General features: G+C 43.7%; 1 protein-coding gene. It reads left to right on the plus strand.

Annotated elements, in window-relative coordinates; translation table 11 throughout:
- Window positions 1-79 precede the first annotated feature (79 nt).
- Window positions 80-1,224 (plus strand): IS3 family transposase gene (locus EJP82_RS27805; protein ID WP_127195319.1). Its coding sequence is split into 2 segments (ribosomal slippage): window positions 80-374 and window positions 374-1,224, totalling 1,146 coding nucleotides; the frame shifts between segments, so codons are not numbered across the junction.
- Window positions 1,225-1,271 lie beyond the last annotated feature (47 nt).

Here is a 1,271-nt window from a genome sequence, read left to right on the forward strand (position 1 = left end):
CGTGAGACAAATTAAAACACCTTCAAGAGAATTCAACCATGTCGTAAGATATGGAGACAAACTTGGAGGTGTTTTTGCGTTGGCAACAAGAGTTAGCTACCCTGTAGAAGTAAAAATGAAAGCAATTGAAATGAGATTGGCTTGCATTCCGGTAAAAGAAGTTATGGAACAACTCAACATACGAAATAAGACACAAGTGAAAACTTGGATGCGGTGGTATCGCAGTGGTGAATGGAATCGGCTAGAGCAACCCGTGGGCAAACAATACAGCTACGGCAAAGGACCCGAGTATGCATCAGAACTGGAGAAACTAAAAGCTGAGAATCGGTTTTTGAAACAACAATTAGATGTACTAAAAAAGTACAAGGAGATGCAAAGGAGGTGTCACCAAAGATTGTAGTGGAATGGATCGAGTCTATCCGAGGAGAAGTGAGCGTTACCCAAGCTTGTGAATGGTTAGGGCTCCCTCGTACAACGTACTACCGTTGGAAATCAGCGTATGACACCGAGTGCAAAGATCACGTGGTAGAGAAGGTCCGGGAACTCTGTATGCAACATAAATTTCGCTATGGATACCGAAAAGTAACCGCGTTGCTTCGACTGGAACAAACAATCAATCATAAACGTGTACAACGGATTATGCAGCATGAAGGGTTGCAGTGTCGAGTTAGGATAAAGAAACGTAAACCAACGGGACAGCCCGCGTATCTAGCAGAACATCTGTTAAAGCGTGAATTTCAAGCCCATTTACCGATGAAAAAACTTGTCACGGACATTACATATTTACCCTTCGGCGGAAAAACATTGTACCTGTCGAGTATCTTAGACTTGTTTAACGGTGAGATTGTGGCTTACAGTATAGCCGACAAGCAAAACATCGCGTTTGTATTGGATACGTTAAACCAACTGCCTCCTCTACCAGGTACGATGCTCCATAGCGATCAAGGTAGCGTTTATACATCGGAGGCTTATCAGGCGGCCGTAAAAGGAAAAGGCATTACCATGAGCATGTCCCGTAAAGGAACGCCCGCTGATAATGCCACCATCGAATCGTTTCATTCCACGCTAAAGTCTGAAACGTTTTACCTCGAAGGGCTCACTTGTACAACGACGGCAATCGTTGAACAAACCGTTCGAGACTACATTATTTACTATAACTCAGTTCGTATTCAAACAAAACTAAAAAACCAGTCACCGATTGATTTTCGGCGACTGGCAGTTTAAACTTGCAAGGTGTTTTGATCCCTGTCTCACAAACGGGGGTCAGTCCC

It is taken from the genome of Paenibacillus anaericanus, from assembly GCF_003994475.1.
GTDB classification, from domain to species: Bacteria; Bacillota; Bacilli; order Paenibacillales; family Paenibacillaceae; genus Fontibacillus; species Fontibacillus anaericanus.